Source organism: Arthrobacter sp. NtRootA1, assembly GCF_019976975.1.
Classification (GTDB): Bacteria; Actinomycetota; Actinomycetes; order Actinomycetales; family Micrococcaceae; genus Arthrobacter; species Arthrobacter aromaticivorans.
In genome coordinates this window covers 3,864,164-3,878,231 of record NZ_AP024630.1, presented here as the reverse complement: position 1 = coordinate 3,878,231, position 14,068 = coordinate 3,864,164, and the positions used below count along the sequence as shown (strand labels likewise).

Genomic DNA, 14,068 nt, shown 5'->3' with positions numbered 1-14,068 from the left:
GATCCATGCAGTAATGCATGATTCTCTTACTCATGCTGGAGCGGAATATTCATGCTGGAGCGGAACGGAAGGCACATGGAACCGGATCACCAACAGCTTGTGCAGCTCCTGCCGCTGCTACCCGTCCTGGCAGAATTGGGCCGGACGGAGCACATGACGGAGACGGCTGAGCTCCTCGGCGTTCCCCAGTCCACGGTGAGTCGTGCAGTGGCCAGGGCAAGCGCGATTGTGGGAATGGATCTTCTTGTTCGTGATGGCCGTGGCATCCGCCTGACTCCGGCGGCAAGGACATTGCTGCCCTATATCGAAGCGGCGCTGGAAGACTTCCAAGCCGGATTGGACAGGGTAAGGCACGACTCGGACGTGGTGAGGGGACGCATCGGCGTCTCGTTCCAGCACACGTTCGGTGAAGCGACGCTGCCCCTGCTTATCAGTGCGTACCGCGGCCGCCATCCGCATACGGTTTTCGAGTTGCGGCAGGGTCCGCGCGACGACTGCCTGGAAGAACTAGCCAGGGGTGATACAGATTTCGCGCTCACTGCACCGATCGCCCCGGAAGGCAGGGGCATCCACTCCCTGCCTCTCTACAGGGAGCCGTTGCGCGTGGTGCTGCATTACCGGCACCCGCTCGCCAGTCGCTCCAGGGTGCACCTGTCCGAGCTGCGGCATGACCCGTATGTAGCGCTTCCCGCCGGTGTTGGCCTCCGGGCCCTGGGCGAAGCACTGTTGCGTGAAGCCGGTTTCCGTCCCCGGACTGCCTTTGAGGTTCAGGAATCCCACACTGTCAGGGGGCTGGTCGCTGCCGGTCTGGGCTTCAGCATCCTGCCTCCCGCCGGGCCGGGCTCCGGAACCGGCCAGTTCCTGCCAGGGGCCGAGTTGGGACTTGTGGAAGTTCCCATCGAATCCGAGCTTGCCTTTCGGCAAATCGGCATGGCTTGGCGGGAGCGCACCTTCGAACCCGACGCCGTCAGGCTGTTCCGTGAGCTGGTGGTCGGGGAGGGCGAAGCGTTGCTGGCCGAACTTGTCAGAGCACGCTCAGGAAATCCCTGACAACATCCGCGGCGGATCCTTCCTTTGCTGATCGCCAACCTGTGCCCGCCCACAGATTGAGGCGGTCAGGATCACCCGCCGCCGATGCTGCTGCCCGGATTGGCGCTGTCAGATGATGGATTGCCGGATAACCCTCGGGCGCGTCCGCGTGATCGCGGACGAACTCGTTGACCAGCGAGCGGGCGAATCGTCCGGTAAAGGCCCGGGTCCTGGCCGTCTCCGTAAAGCGCGGGTCGCCCAGGGCATCTTTATGTGTTTGCCGGGCTCCGCTTTCCTCCGTACGTACCAGCGCCGAACCAACTTGCGCGGCTGCCGCACCAGCAGCCAGGACTTCGCGAAGCGCTGGACCGTCGCTGATCGCACCGGCCGCAACCAGCGGAAGGTCGACGGCGGCACGCACCTGGGCGATGAGACCCGCCGTCGTGCTGCTTGCGTTTTCTCCTGCGCCGGCCGCGAGGAACGCGGCCGTGTGTGCTCCTGCGGAACTGTGCTGCACCGCAAGGGCATCCGGGCCCTCCTCCGCGGCCGCAAGGGCTTCGGGAACACTGGTCACACTGGAGATGACAGTAGTCCCGGCCTTCTGCAGCGCCTTGACCACAGATCGTCCCGGAAGCCCGAAGACGAAGCTGACGAACTCCACGGGATCCGCGATGAGTGCGTCGACTTTGTGCTGCCAGGCGTCGTCGTCGTCAAATCGGAGGGCCGGGACTGCCACGCCGTAGCGGGCCCCCTCTGCTTCAAGTTCCCTCCGGTAGGCCTCCAGCCTCGCACGCGCCGCCGCGGATGGGGAGAGTTGCGCCATGTCCGGTACAAAAACGTTCATGCCGAACCGGATGCCCATGGCACGCGCAGCTGCGATCTCGGCCGTCATGGCCTCGGGGCTTTTGTAGCCGGCGGCGAGAAAACCCAATCCACCGCCGGCCTGGACTGCCTGCACAAGAGCGGGGGTGGACGTTCCCCCAGCCATGGGCGCTGCAATGAAAGGCGTATCAAACAGGGAATGCGACATGGGCGGTTTCTCCTCGGGGCGCTCCAAGCTAGTCTTTCACGGTGAACAATCTTGACTCTGCCATGCATTCCCACGCGTCCCCGGAGGCACTCACCGGCACCGTGATCGGGCTGGATATCGGCGGAACGAAAACGCGGGGCGTGAGGTTCGAAGACGGCGTTCCCGTCCTGGACGAAAGCGCCGGAAGCTCCAATGTGCAGAATGTGAGCCGCGAGCAGGCCATGGCAAATCTCGCCGAACTTTTCGGAAAGATCGGCGGCGGTGACATTGACGAGGTTTACGCGGGTGCCGGAGGAATTGACACCGATGAGGACGCGCAAGCGCTCGCCGACTTGATCTCTCCACACGTCCCCGGGGCACGCATCACCGTGGTTCACGATTCCAGGCTGCTTCTGGCGGCCGGCGGAGCAAGCACAGGCGTCGCGGTGATTGCCGGGACCGGTTCTGCCGCGTGGGGTCGGAACGCGGCCGGTGAGGAAGCCCGCGCCGGAGGCTGGGGTTATCTTCTGGGCGACGAGGGAAGCGGTTACTGGTTGGGCCGCGAAGCCGTTCGCCACAGCTTGCGGCGGATGAACCAGGGACTTGAGCCGGACACCCTGAGCCGTGCCTTGCTGGACTCCTGTGGAGTGGACGAGCCCGGCAAGCTTATCGCCTTGTTCCACTCCCCGGATACCGGTCGCCGCTACTGGGCTCAACAAGCGCGGCTGGTGGTCGAAGCTGCGGACGCTGGTGATGACACCAGCGCCCGCCTGGTGGATCAGGCCGGCAGGGATCTCGCTGACCTGGCGGAGCAAGCCGTCCGCCAACTCGGCTTGGATGGGCCGGTAATTCTCGGGAGCGGTTTGGGCATGAACGTCCGCCGGCTGCAGGAGTCATTCAGGGCGCGGCTGGCCGAACGGGGCATCGTCGATGTGCGGATTCTCCAACAGGACCCAGTGTTTGGAGTCCCCCGGCTTGTGGCCGAGCAGCGGGCGTAGCGCTTAAGCTCAGCCCCGGGTACGGGGACGCAGCTTGACGCCCGGAAGCGGCGGCGCGGGGATGCGTCCGGCTTCCGGCCCCGCGTCAGGACCATGGCCCTGGACCAATCCGAAGCGTGAAGTGGCGGCAGCGTCGTCGTCGAGAAGGCCTTCGGCCTCCCATTCCAAACGCGCTTTTTCCACTTCCTCATGCGTACGTCCCACGAAGTTCCACCACATCAAGAGGTCTTCCCCGAACGGTTCGCCACCCAAAAGCATGAAACGGGTATCCGGTTGGGCATCTACGGTCAGGTTCTGCCTGCCGGCACCCAGATAGGCCAGGGGGCCCGGTTGGATGTCTTCGCCGTCGATGACCAGGTGGCCGTCCAGCACCAACACTGCATGTTCAAACTCAGGGCGCAGCGGAAGCTGGAGCGTACCTGTGCCGGTGATGTCAGCACCTACGATCGGGCTGAACATCGTGGCAGGGGAGCGTTCACCCGCAAATTCACCCACCATCACCGTTGCCGTGTAGCCCTCGCCAACAGCGACTGGAAGCTCGCTGTGTTGCTCGAAGGAGGGTTCGCGGTGCCGGTGCTCGTCAGGGAGTGCAACCCACAACTGGAGTCCCCTCGACATGGGAATCTCGTCATCCGCTCCGGCCACCGTAGCTGCAGGCAGTACCGAGAATTCCGAATGGGAGATTCCGTGGCCGGCGGTCATGATGTTCAGTTCACCCGGTTTGACCACCACATCGCTTCCCACGCTGTCGCGGTGCCTAACGGCTCCCTCCAGCGGCCATGTCACGGTTTGGAGGCCGCAGTGAGGGTGGGGGAGGACACTCATTGCCACACGGTCCGGACCAAAACTGTCCAGGAAACACCAGGCGCCAACGGTGGGCAACCCGCGCTGGGGCAAGGTGCGGAACACGTTCATGGCGCGCACTCCACCCAGAGGAACTTCACGCTCTGGCCACAGTTGGACGCATGGTCCTTGTCCTTCATGGGCAGCGGGGCAGACTTGCTCCGCCGGCGAAGTATCAAGATTGGTCATGTGTTCATCACCTGTGCATAAATGTTGGAAATTGAGCTAATCTGTTCCGTGTGAACAACGCCCTTTTGAGCTACCACGACGCCGTCCTCTACCGTTCGGGTGAACCGTATCGCATCCTTGCGGGAGCCATCCACTACTTCCGCGTTCACCCCGATTTGTGGCAGGACAGGCTGCGTCGACTGAAGGCCATGGGCGCCAACACTGTTGACACCTACGTTGCCTGGAACTTCCACCAGCCTAAGCGCGAAGAGGCGCCGGACTTTACAGGCTGGCGGGACATTGGCCGTTTCATCGACCTCGCAGCGGAGGAAGGTTTGGACGTCATTGTCCGTCCAGGCCCCTACATTTGCGCGGAGTGGGACAACGGCGGCTTTCCGGCTTGGCTCACAGGAAGCCCCGGGATTGGCCTGCGGTGCATGGACCCGCAGTTCACGGCCGCGATCGAGGAGTGGTTCGATCACCTTCTCCCGCATGTCGCCTCGCGGCAGGCATCGGCCGGTGGCCCGGTGGTAGCCGTCCAGATTGAGAACGAATATGGCAGCTATGGCGACGACCACGAGTACATCCGCTGGAACCGCCGTGCGTTGGAGGAGCGCGGGATCACTGAGCTGCTCTTCACGGCCGACGGCGGCACTGACTACTTCCTCGACGGCGGCTCCGTGGACGGAATCTGGGCGACCGCCACGTTGGGAAGCCGGGGTGATGAGGCCATCGCAATCTGGCAGAGGCGCCGACCCGACGAGCCCTTCTTCAATGTCGAATTCTGGGGCGGCTGGTTTGACCACTGGGGCGAACACCACCATCGCCGCGACGCCCACGACGCCGCTGCGGAAGCACGAAAGATGCTCGATGCTGGCGGATCGGTATGTGTCTACATGGCACACGGCGGCACCAACTTTGGCTTGGGATCCGGCAGTAACCACGATGGCACCATGCTCCAGCCAACGGTCACCAGCTACGACTCCGATGCCCCCATTGCCGAGAACGGAGCACTAACGCCTAAATTCCATGCCTTCCGCAAGGAGTTCTACCGCGCCCAGGGTATCGAGGACCTTCCTGAACTGCCCGTCGAGTTGCTTGCGGATGCCCCGGTCCTTCCAGCGCAGTCCCTGGCCCTGACGGAAGGCCGGGACCTCTTGGAGCTCGTCCGCGATTCGGGCAAGCCAGTTACCAGCGTCAAACCGCTCACTTTTGAACAGTTGGGACTCGACGCCGGCATGGTCCTTTATGCCGCCGAAGCGACTCTCCCGGGACGCCCCGAAGCTCCTGTGGAGAGCCGCCTCAAAATCACAGGGCTGAATGACCGCGCCTACATCTGGGTTGATGGTCAGTTTGCCGGTGTCCTGGACGACGTGGACGGGGCCAAAGGGCTGGCCGTCACCGGAAGCGGCGCCCCGGCCAAGCTGGAGATCCTGGTGGAGAACCTGGGCCGCATCAACTACGGTCCCCTGACCGGGCATGGCAAGGGAATCCTGGGCGGCGTCCTGATCAATCAGCGCTATACCTTCCATTGGACACAGACGCCCGTGGCTTTGGATGAATGGGCGCCCGAGGACCTTGAAGGACTGGCAGGGACGGAGTTCGAGGCAGGGGAACCGGCGGATACATATATTGCGCTCCCTGATTCCGGAAAGGGCTTCGTCTGGCTCAACGGCTTCCTGTTGGGCCGGTACTGGGACAAAGGGCCGCAGGTCACCCTGTATGCCCCGGCGCCTCTGGTGAAGGGTGGCCTCAACAGCATCAAGGTGCTGGAGCTCGCCAACCCGGGGACCGTCGTCGAGCTCCGCGAAGGACCGGACCTTGGTCCGGAAGAGGCGGGGCCGATAATGGCGGCCGAATTGCCTTAGTGCAGACCGACTGGGAAGTAGCTGCCAACTAAGCTGGCACCATGACCCTGGAGTTCGACACCCGCCCAGCCGCTTACGCCGTCATCATTCAGGAGGACCGGATTCTTCTCGCCTACTGGAAGCAGGACGGCAAAGAAGGTTGGACGCTGCCTGGTGGGGGACTGGACCTTGCGGAGCACCCCGTGGACGGATGCCGCCGCGAGGTCTTTGAGGAAACCGGTTACGAGGCCCGGATTGATCGCATGCTGGGCATCGACGTCGGGCACTGGCCCGCGGAAGCCCGGGCAGACGGTTCGGTGCGGGACTTCCAGGCACTACGGCTGGTTTACGAAGCTACGATTATCGGTGGCGAGTTGACGCACGAGGTGGACGGCAGCACCACCCATGCGGCGTGGATTCCCTTGGCGGACATCGGCAAACTCAACAGGGTCTCCCTGGTGGACGTGGCGCTGCGCCTGCACAGTGAGCGGCCTGCTGACGGGAAGCTCAATGAGGCGCGACTTCAAGAAAGCCAGTAAGCACAGCTTCAAAAAGACCTAGCCAAAGCCCATTGGCTTGGCTACGCTGTAAAACGTTGCCGGCCACCAGCTGCCGGCCTGGATGCCGAGGAGGTGGAACTGATGATTGCCATAATCCTGCGCGCCCCGCACTCACGCGCGGCGCATCGTCATCACACCACCATTCCTGTCCCGGCATCAGCCTGCCAGAGCTAGGCGGCCGGGCCTCAGCAGAGGTTCCAACGTGAATACTTACGCTTCTTCAAGCGACCCAAAAACCAGTTTCAGCAACGCGGGCGACTGTTTGGAAGGCCCAACACACTACGGTTATACCGAAAGCACCGCTGAACTCTTCCGGAGCAACCCAGCTACGGACGGGGACACCAGCGACAACACTCCGGGAAGGGTAGTCCGCCTCGACAGGAACCGCGTGCTCGTTGCCTCGAACACGGGCCTGCTCCATCTTCCCTATCCCGGGCATGGTCTGGTTCCCGCCACTGGGGACTGGGTGTGGCTGGGGCCCAACCGCGCTGGTGAGCCATCCGTCGTCGAGGTTCTTCCGCGGCACTCGGCACTGAGCCGCAAGCGCGCTTTCGAGGCATCCTCCGAGGAACAAATCCTGGGCAGCAACATCGACATCGTGGCGGTAGTAGTGCCCGTGGACCGGCCGCTTACCCATAACCGGTTGGAGCGGACGCTCGTGGCCGCATGGGATTCCGGGGCAACCCCGCTGGTCGTCATTACCAAAGCCGACCTCGCTGACCTGGCAGACGACGTCGTCGGTGAAGTCATCCTCCAAGCTGCCGGCGTGGAGGTGGTCACCACGTCCGCAGAGCAGGGCGACGGCCTCGAGGAGCTCAGGTAGCACATCCCGAACGGAGCCACGCTGGTGCTGCTCGGCCCTTCGGGTGCCGGCAAATCAACGCTCATCAACGCCCTAGCCGGACGCGATCTGCAGGAAACGGGTGAGGTGCGTGCCGGTGACGGTAAGGGGCGGCATACCACCACCTCCAGGGAACTGGTGCCGCTGGGAGGCGGTGCAGTGCTCATGGACACTCCGGGTGTTCGCGGGTTTGGGTTGTTCGACGCCGAGGAGGGAATGGAGGAGATGTTCGGCGACCTTGAGGGGTTGTTCGCCCGATGCCGCTTCGCCGATTGCTCCCACCAGGCCGAGCCGGGTTGTGCCGTGCAGGAGGCGCTCGCCGACGAAAGCCTCGACGCGCGCCGGTGGCGAAGCTACCTCAAACTCCAACGCGAACAGGCGGCCCTGAACCGGAAACACGATGCCGCAGCCAGGCGCGCTTATCAGCGCGAATGGCATCAAAAGGTGATGTCGGCGGACAGGGGGCAGCGCGCCGCGGAAAGACACCGGCACGATCAAGCCGAGGAACGCGCAGCGAAGGGCGGGAAACGACGCAAACGTTGAACATTGCCGATTCATTACGGAATACGTGGCGTCGCTGACATCGTCGGTGGTGCTGGCTACGCTGGGTGAAGATCGTCCGCCGAAGATAGGCCCGGGTATGGCTGAAGCCATGATTGAGTTCCAGAGCGTGACCAAGCAATACCAAGGCGGCCAGCCCGCCGTCGACAACCTGACCATGTCCATCGACAAGGGAGCCATCACGGTCCTCGTGGGTCCTTCGGGCTGTGGCAAGACGACTTCGCTGCGCATGATCAACCGCATGGTGGAGCCGAGCTCGGGCACCATCACGGTGGCAGGCAAGGATGTCTCCACGGTGCCGGCGGCGCAGCTTCGCCGCTCCATGGGCTATGTCATGCAGTCCTCCGGGCTTCTCCCGCACCGGTCAGTCCTGGATAACATCGCTACGGTTCCCCGGCTCAACGGCGTGTCCAAAGCCGATGCGCGCAAACGTGCCGCAGAACTTCTCGACGTCGTTGGGCTGGCTTCGGTGCTTGGCAAGCGGTATCCCTCGCAGCTGTCCGGCGGTCAGCAGCAGCGCGTCGGAGTGGCACGCGCGCTCGCAGCCGACCCGCCAGTGCTTCTGATGGACGAGCCCTTCAGCGCCGTGGACCCGGTGGTTCGCGATGAACTCCAGCAGGAACTCCTTCGCCTGCAGCGCGAGTTGGCTAAAACCATCGTGTTTGTCACGCATGATATTGACGAGGCCACGGTTCTGGGCGACAAGGTGGCAGTCTTTGCTGTTGGCGGCAAGCTTGCCCAATATGCCGCCCCGGAAGAGATCCTCCGGGCACCGGCCAACGATTTCGTGGCCTCCTTCGTGGGCAGGGACCGTGGTTTCCGCCACCTCGCCTTTGACGTCGCGGACTCGCTGAGGCTCCACTCCGTAACCATGGTGGGACAAACCGAGGGTCAAAGCGCCGGACGCCGGGCGGGGGAGTGGGCGCTGGTGGTCGACGACGAATCACGTCCCCTCGGGTGGTCCTCACCCCGGGACGGTGCCGGGCTGGTCCCCGGCGGTTCACTCTTCCATAAGGGAGACACTTTGCGCCGGGCGCTGGATTCGGCGTTGTCCTCGCCGTCGGGGTTGGGCGTTGCCGTGGACGACGACGGCAGGGTGGCCGGTGTGTTGAAGGCGCCGGAAGTCCTTGCCCTGATTGAGGAAGTCCGCCGCCACAGGGAGGACGCCACCTGATGGAGTGGTTCCTGGCGAACATTGGCTTGGTTTTCGGATTGGCCGGCCAGCACCTTGTGCTCGCACTCATTCCGATGCTTCTTGGGCTGCTGATCTCAATTCCCTTGGCGCAGCTTGCCCGGCGCAACAGTACCCTGAGGTCTGTGCTGGCTACGGCTACGTCCTTGCTCTACACCATCCCGTCCCTGGCGCTCTTCATCATCCTGCCCACCATACTGGGCACACGGATCCTCGATCCCCTCAACGTCGTGGTCGCATTGACGATCTATGCGGTAGCCTTGCTGGTTCGTGCTGCCATGGATGCGTTTGACTCGGTTGACGATGATCTCCGAAACGCTGCCGTAGCAATGGGATTCAAGCCCTCGGCCCGGTTCTTCCAAGTGGATCTCCCGCTGTCACTGCCGGTTCTTTTCGCCGGGCTCCGCGTGGTCTCGGTCAGCAACATCTCGCTCGTTAGCGTTGCTGCACTGTTGGGAGTTGGCAATCTTGGAATCCTGTTTACCGATGGTTTGCAGAGGACCTTCGTTACCGAAGTCGTGGTTGGCATCATCGCCATCCTTGTCCTTGCCCTGATCATGGATGCAGTGCTGGTGGTGCTGGAGCGTCTCCTGACTCCGTGGACACGTGCCGCAGCTGGCGGACGGAGCGAACGCAAGAACGGCACCGCGTTGCTCGCTGAGCCGAAGACCGGACCATCCTTGCCCCATGCCCCAGTACGGCCGGATCCGGGTGCATCGGCATGAGCAACGTTTTCACGGACACCATCGCCTGGCTGACGGACCCCATTCACTGGACGGGGAGCGGAGGCATTCCCACCCGGCTGTCCGAGCACCTGCAGTACAGCGGGCTCGTGCTACTCATCGCGGCCGCCATTGCAGTGCCTGTGGGACTTTACATTGGCCACACAGGGCGTGGCAGGGTGGTCGCTGTGGCCGTCGCCGGCGCCCTGCGGGCATTGCCTACCCTGGGCCTGCTGGTCCTCTTTGCCTTATTGGCGGGCAGCGGTTTGATGCCGCCGGTATGGGCACTGGTCATCCTCACCGTTCCACCGCTCCTTGCCGGGACGTACGCGGGTATCTCCAGCGTGGATGCCACAGTGGTGGACGGAGCCCGGGCCATGGGCATGACGGAACTTCAGATCCTGTTCCGGGTCGAGCTCCCCAATGGCCTCCTAGTGATGTTCGGTGGCATCCGGACAGCTGTTCTGCAGGTGATTGCCACAGTTTCGGTCGTCGCCTACTTGCCGCTGGGAGGCCTGGGCCGGTATTTGTTCGATGGGCTTGTCCTGCAGGACTTTCCGCGGATGCTTGGTGGATCGCTCCTGATCGCTGCCCTCGCGATCGCAGTGGACCTCGTTCTGGCGGCCTTGCAGAGGATGGTTCTCTCGCCTGGCCTCACCCTCGACTCAAGCGGACGCCACACGGCGGCCGATGATCTCACAGCCACAGCTCCCGCCGCGGCTGCCATTCAAGGAGGTACACCATGAAAAAATCCGTTCCCATGACCCTGACGCGCCGTGGACTCGGCGGCCTCGCGGCCGGCGTCGGTGTGGCCCTCGCCTTGAGCGCGTGCGGCGGCAGCCCTTTGGCCACTCCATCCACTTCTGCGCCCGGCGGATCCAGCGGGTCAAGTGGGCCGCTTGTTGTTGGTTCGGCCGACTTCCCGGAAAGCCAGGTCATCGGCGAGATTTACGCCGGGGCACTCAACGCTGCCGGGATCACCGCCACCACCAAACCGAACATCGGCTCTCGTGAGATCTACTTCAAAGCCGTGCAGGATGGTTCGGTGGACCTCGTCCCCGACTACTCTGGCAACCTTCTTTCCTTCGTGGATACTGAGGCCCAGGAGGTTTCGGCCGATGACGTTTACAAGGCACTCCCTGGGAAGCTTCCGAACGGCCTGGCGGTGCTGGACGCTTCCAAGGCAGAGGACAAGGACGCAATGGTGGTCACCAAGGCCACAGCCGAGAAGTACCAGTTGAAGTCCATCGAGGACCTGGCCAAGGTGTGCAAGGACTTCACTATGGCTGCCCCGGCCACGTTCGAGACCCGCTCGTACGGTTTTCCGGGATTGAAGAAGAACTACAACTGCGAGCTCAAGGCTTTGCAGCCGTTCAACGACGGCGGTGGCAACCTGACCCTGCAGGCATTGCTGGAGGACAAGGTCCAGGTGGCTGACATCTACACCACCACCCCCTCGATTGCCGACAACGACCTCGTGGTCCTGGAAGATCCCAAAAACAACTTCAAGGCCCAGCAAGTACTGCCGCTCTATAACAAGGCCAAAATGACGGACAAGGCCAAGGACGCTCTCAACAACGTGTCCAAGATCTTGACCACTGAGGACCTCATCAACCTCAACCGCTCCGTGAGTGGCGACCAGAAACAGAGCCCCAAGGATGCCGCAGCTGCGTGGCTGAAAGACAAGGGCATCGTTAAGTAGCGCTTACGCAAACCGCGTACGACGGCGGTGACGGACCCTCGCGGGGCTGTCGCCGCCGTCGTCGTACATGTGAGTTAAGTCTCAACTGAAGTCCATCCCCGGTGTGGCATATTTGATGAATGGCGAATTTCAAGCAGTCCACCAAGCTTCATAATGTCCTTTACGACATCCGTGGACCGATTCTTCAGGCCGCCCAGCAAATGGAGGCAGAGGGTCACCGGATCCTCAAACTGAACATCGGAAACCCGGCTCCCTTTGGTTTTGAAGCGCCTGACGCCATTTTGGTGGACATGATCCGCCACCTGCCCAATGCCCAGGGCTACAGCGATTCCCGCGGCATTTTCTCGGCCAGGACCGCCGTTTCGCAGTATTACCAGACCCGCGGAATCCAGAACATCCACGTTGATGACATCTACCTCGGCAACGGGGTCAGCGAGCTCATCACCATGTCCCTTATGGCACTCCTTGAAGATGGCGATGAGGTACTGATTCCCGCCCCCGACTACCCGCTCTGGACAGCTTCCGTTGCCCTGGCTGGCGGCCGGCCCGTCCACTACCTCTGTGATGAGGAGTCGGGGTGGCAACCTGATCTTGAGGACATGGAATCCAAGATCACTCCCCGCACCAAGGGCATCGTCGTGATCAATCCGAACAACCCGACGGGTGCCGTCTACCCTGAAGAGACTCTTAAGAAGATCGTGGCACTCGCCGAAAAGCATGGCCTGGTCCTGTTTGCCGATGAAATCTACGAGAAAATCCTTTACGAAGACGCTGTCCACGTAAATCTCGCAGGGCTGACCGGGGACGATGTCCTGTGCCTGACGTTCAGTGGCCTGTCCAAGGCCTACCGCGTTTGCGGCTATCGCGCCGGATGGATGGCCATTTCGGGTCCCAAGAAGGATGCTGCCGATTACCTTGAAGGCATCAATCTGCTGGCCAATATGCGTTTGTGCGCCAACGTCCCGGCACAGCACGCCATACAAACAGCGCTTGGCGGCCACCAGAGCATCAACGATCTCATCCTTCCCGGTGGCAGGCTCCTTGAGCAGCGCAACAAAGCGTACGACCTCCTGAACGCGATCCCGGGTGTCAGCACGCAGCAGGCCAGGGGTGCCCTCTACCTGTTCCCCAAGCTGGATCCAGAGGTTTACCACATCCGGGATGATGAGAAGTTCGTCCTGGACCTGCTGAAGGAACAGAAGATCCTGGTCTCCCACGGACGTGCCTTCAACTGGGTGCGGCCGGACCACTTCCGGATGGTGACTCTGCCCAACGTCAAGGATATTGAAGAGGCAATTGGCCGCATGGCGGACTTCCTGACGAGGTACCCCGGGAACTAGCCTGAGGTCCATGGCCGCGTCACGAGGTCGCGTTCAGGCAGAAAGGCAAGCCATGCCCGTTGCAGTTGAGTTCGCCGAAAGTCCAGCCAAGTCGTTGAGGGTTGGGCCCGGGTTTTCACTGGCCAGCTTCGATCCCTCGGCCACACCTGGCTACTCCGGCGCAAAGGCCGACGGCAAGTCTTTGTTGGCCGCGCAGGATGCCGGGCTCACTGAACTGCAGGAGAAGCTCTTCGCAGAGGGGAAGTTCGGGAGCAACAAGCGGCTGCTGCTGATTCTTCAGGCCATGGATACTGCCGGCAAGGGCGGCATCGTCGGTCACGTCGTGGGGGCCATGGACCCGCAGGGCGTGCAGTTGAAGGCGTTCAAGGCACCCACAGACGAGGAAAAGTCGCACGACTTTCTCTGGCGGGTCGAGAAAGAGGCTCCAGCAGCCGGAATGGTGGGAGTCTTTGACCGCTCCCACTACGAGGACGTACTGATCCACCGCGTCCATGGATGGGCGGACGCCGGGGAATTGGAACGGCGCTATGCCGCCATCAATGATTTCGAGTCCAGGCTGGTCCAGCAGGGAACCACCATCGTCAAGGTCATGCTCAACATCAGCCAGAATGAGCAAAAGAAGCGTCTTCTCGCGCGGCTTGATGATCCGAGCAAGCACTGGAAGTACAGTCGGGGTGATCTCGCGGAGCGGGCCTTCTGGGATGACTACATGGATGCCTACAACACGGCCTTTGAGAAGACGTCTACGGACATCGCCCCCTGGCACGTTGTTCCGGCAAACAAGAAGTGGTACGCGCGGATCGCAGTCCAGCAGTTGCTTTTGGACGCCTTGGAGGGCTTGTCCCTGGAGTGGCCGAAGGCGGATTTCGACGTCGCGACTGAACGCGCGCTTGTGGAGGAATCCTGATCTGTCGTTCTCGTCGTGTGGGCTGGTCTCCAGGAGCGGTTATTCCCGACGCGGCTAGTCTCTGCCGGCTAGTTTCTGCCGTCTAGTCTGTGCCGGCTGCAGCCCCGCCGTCGTTGGTAGCGTCCCGTGCTGTTGCCAGCCGCTTACGGGCGCCCTCAAGCCAGTCCTCGCAACGTTTTGCCAAGGCCTCGCCTCGCTCCCACAGCGCCAGCGATTCCTCAAGGCTGGCTCCGCCTGCTTCCAAGCGACTGACCACCGCCACCAGTTGTTCGCGGGCTTCCTCGTAACTGAGGGAATCCAAGGAATCCGGTGAAGGTGCTGCGGGATTGTTCTCTGTCATGGTGGTCCT

At 62.5% G+C, this 14,068-nt stretch carries 13 protein-coding genes and 1 pseudogene; 11 read left to right on the top strand and 3 right to left on the bottom strand.

Annotated features, from left to right (window positions below; translation table 11 throughout):
- Positions 1-75: 75 nt before the first annotated feature.
- The gene (locus LDN90_RS17580; protein WP_223946503.1) at positions 76-1,050 is read left to right on the top strand and encodes a LysR family transcriptional regulator; all 975 of its coding nucleotides are present in this window, start codon (positions 76-78) and stop codon (positions 1,048-1,050) included.
- Here the strand turns inward: LDN90_RS17580 and LDN90_RS17575 are convergent.
- A complete protein-coding gene (locus LDN90_RS17575; RefSeq protein WP_223946502.1) occupies positions 1,025-2,059 on the bottom strand; it encodes a nitronate monooxygenase in 1,035 nt (344 codons plus the stop codon). The two genes, LDN90_RS17580 and LDN90_RS17575, sit on opposite strands and share 26 nt — an antisense overlap.
- A gap of 41 nt (positions 2,060-2,100) precedes the next feature.
- On the opposite strand from LDN90_RS17575, the gene LDN90_RS17570 reads away from it, so the two are divergent.
- Positions 2,101-3,036: a BadF/BadG/BcrA/BcrD ATPase family protein gene (locus LDN90_RS17570; RefSeq protein ID WP_223946501.1), complete on the top strand. Its 936-nt coding sequence runs from the start codon at positions 2,101-2,103 to the stop codon at positions 3,034-3,036.
- A gap of 9 nt (positions 3,037-3,045) precedes the next feature.
- Here the strand turns inward: LDN90_RS17570 and LDN90_RS17565 are convergent, their stop codons facing one another.
- On the bottom strand, positions 3,046-4,068 hold the full coding sequence (locus LDN90_RS17565; protein ID WP_223946500.1) for a pirin family protein: 1,023 nt from the start codon (positions 4,066-4,068) through the stop codon (positions 3,046-3,048).
- Between the two features lie 50 nt (positions 4,069-4,118).
- Between LDN90_RS17565 and LDN90_RS17560 the strand changes: the two genes are divergently transcribed.
- The 9 genes and pseudogenes from LDN90_RS17560 to LDN90_RS17520 all read left to right on the top strand — a co-directional run bounded on the left by LDN90_RS17560 (position 4,119) and on the right by LDN90_RS17520 (position 13,719).
- Entirely contained in the window at positions 4,119-5,915 is a 1,797-nt protein-coding gene (locus LDN90_RS17560; RefSeq protein WP_223946499.1) for a beta-galactosidase family protein, read from the top strand.
- A gap of 41 nt (positions 5,916-5,956) precedes the next feature.
- A complete protein-coding gene (locus LDN90_RS17555) occupies positions 5,957-6,433 on the top strand; it encodes an NUDIX domain-containing protein (protein WP_223946498.1) in 477 nt (158 codons plus the stop codon).
- A gap of 283 nt (positions 6,434-6,716) precedes the next feature.
- Positions 6,717-7,838 (top strand): annotated as a pseudogene (gene rsgA, locus LDN90_RS17550) (ribosome small subunit-dependent GTPase A).
- A 97-nt stretch (positions 7,839-7,935) separates the two neighbouring features.
- Positions 7,936-9,030: an ATP-binding cassette domain-containing protein gene (locus LDN90_RS17545; RefSeq protein WP_275964133.1), complete on the top strand. Its 1,095-nt coding sequence runs from the start codon at positions 7,936-7,938 to the stop codon at positions 9,028-9,030.
- Positions 9,030-9,773: an ABC transporter permease gene (locus LDN90_RS17540; protein WP_223946497.1), complete on the top strand. Its 744-nt coding sequence runs from the start codon at positions 9,030-9,032 to the stop codon at positions 9,771-9,773. Before LDN90_RS17545 ends, LDN90_RS17540 begins: the two co-directional genes overlap by 1 nt.
- The gene (locus LDN90_RS17535) at positions 9,770-10,516 is read left to right on the top strand and encodes an ABC transporter permease (protein WP_223946496.1); all 747 of its coding nucleotides are present in this window, start codon (positions 9,770-9,772) and stop codon (positions 10,514-10,516) included. The genes LDN90_RS17540 and LDN90_RS17535 overlap by 4 nt, the downstream gene beginning before the upstream one ends.
- Positions 10,513-11,472, top strand: coding sequence for an ABC transporter substrate-binding protein (locus LDN90_RS17530; protein WP_216925177.1), 960 nt, complete (start codon positions 10,513-10,515; stop codon positions 11,470-11,472). Before LDN90_RS17535 ends, LDN90_RS17530 begins: the two co-directional genes overlap by 4 nt.
- A gap of 119 nt (positions 11,473-11,591) precedes the next feature.
- On the top strand, positions 11,592-12,812 hold the full coding sequence (locus LDN90_RS17525; RefSeq protein ID WP_216925178.1) for a pyridoxal phosphate-dependent aminotransferase: 1,221 nt from the start codon (positions 11,592-11,594) through the stop codon (positions 12,810-12,812).
- 52 nt (positions 12,813-12,864) lie between these two features.
- Positions 12,865-13,719: a polyphosphate kinase 2 family protein gene (locus LDN90_RS17520; protein WP_223949325.1), complete on the top strand. Its 855-nt coding sequence runs from the start codon at positions 12,865-12,867 to the stop codon at positions 13,717-13,719.
- Positions 13,720-13,801: 82 nt separating this feature from the next.
- On the opposite strand, the gene LDN90_RS17515 is transcribed toward LDN90_RS17520, so the two are convergent.
- The gene (locus LDN90_RS17515) at positions 13,802-14,059 is read right to left on the bottom strand and encodes an exodeoxyribonuclease VII small subunit (protein ID WP_216925179.1); all 258 of its coding nucleotides are present in this window, start codon (positions 14,057-14,059) and stop codon (positions 13,802-13,804) included.
- Positions 14,060-14,068: the final 9 nt, after the last annotated feature.

Bases quoted from the DNA above. Each gene is read 5' to 3' on its own strand.
- LDN90_RS17520 (WP_223949325.1), top strand. From the start codon at position 12,865: ATGCCCGTTGCAGTTGAGTTCGCCGAAAGTCCAGCCAAGTCGTTGAGG.
- LDN90_RS17540 (WP_223946497.1), top strand. From the start codon at position 9,030: ATGGAGTGGTTCCTGGCGAACATTGGCTTGGTTTTCGGATTGGCCGGC.
- LDN90_RS17545 (WP_275964133.1), top strand. From the start codon at position 7,936: ATGGCTGAAGCCATGATTGAGTTCCAGAGCGTGACCAAGCAATACCAA.
- LDN90_RS17575 (WP_223946502.1), bottom strand. From the start codon at position 2,059: ATGTCGCATTCCCTGTTTGATACGCCTTTCATTGCAGCGCCCATGGCT.
- LDN90_RS17565 (WP_223946500.1), bottom strand. From the start codon at position 4,068: ATGACCAATCTTGATACTTCGCCGGCGGAGCAAGTCTGCCCCGCTGCC.
- LDN90_RS17525 (WP_216925178.1), top strand. From the start codon at position 11,592: ATGGCGAATTTCAAGCAGTCCACCAAGCTTCATAATGTCCTTTACGAC.
- LDN90_RS17530 (WP_216925177.1), top strand. From the start codon at position 10,513: ATGAAAAAATCCGTTCCCATGACCCTGACGCGCCGTGGACTCGGCGGC.
- LDN90_RS17535 (WP_223946496.1), top strand. From the start codon at position 9,770: ATGAGCAACGTTTTCACGGACACCATCGCCTGGCTGACGGACCCCATT.
- LDN90_RS17555 (WP_223946498.1), top strand. From the start codon at position 5,957: ATGACCCTGGAGTTCGACACCCGCCCAGCCGCTTACGCCGTCATCATT.
- LDN90_RS17515 (WP_216925179.1), bottom strand. From the start codon at position 14,059: ATGACAGAGAACAATCCCGCAGCACCTTCACCGGATTCCTTGGATTCC.
- LDN90_RS17580 (WP_223946503.1), top strand. From the start codon at position 76: ATGGAACCGGATCACCAACAGCTTGTGCAGCTCCTGCCGCTGCTACCC.